Source organism: Rothia sp. HMSC066G02 (assembly GCF_001813145.1).
Lineage (GTDB): Bacteria > Actinomycetota > Actinomycetes > Actinomycetales > Micrococcaceae > Rothia.
In genome coordinates this window covers 1-585 of record NZ_KV811589.1, presented here as the reverse complement: position 1 = coordinate 585, position 585 = coordinate 1, and the positions used below count along the sequence as shown (strand labels likewise).

1 pseudogene is annotated in these 585 nt (G+C 54.9%); it reads right to left on the bottom strand.

Annotated features, from left to right (window positions below):
• Positions 1–192: 192 nt before the first annotated feature.
• Positions 193–585: pseudogene (locus tag HMPREF2894_RS03900) on the bottom strand (DUF6318 family protein); the annotation flags it as partial.

Here is a 585-nt window from a genome sequence, read left to right as displayed (position 1 = left end):
GAAGTTGATGTGACGGTGAACGAGCTTCCTCGCCCACACCTCAAGGTAACACACGCACGTTCTGCACACGAACTCAGCAGGACGGATTCCACCTCCCCTAGCCAACCGCGAAGAGCCCACCCGGAAAGCCCAGCAAGAAACCCCCGCCAGCGCAGTACCGAAAGTACTGCCCGGCGGGGGTTTCTAGAGAAACTACAGCTGCCCGAATCCTTGCGGGTAGATCGGCTCATAGGTGTTGCGGTTGCTGTAGCCGTCGCGGTCAACCACAATCACCCACTGCCCACGCAGATGCTCCACAGCCAACGAGAAACGCCCCAGATACTTCAAATATTTGCGGACATCCTGCTTCTCCCCCGTCTCCTTAACATAAAACGCAAGGTCTTTAGCCTTGGTCGTGTACAGGGTGCTCACCAGGATATTACGGCTCGTATTTTTAGGTTTCTCACCCGCAATAAGATCATCAACAACGTTGGCGCTCAGCACATTCTTATCAGCCGAAATAACCCACCCGCGCTTCTCCCTGTACAGGCGAAGAATTTCGGGGTGCAACACCTTTTCCGGGTCCGTGACCTTAGAAAGAGGCTC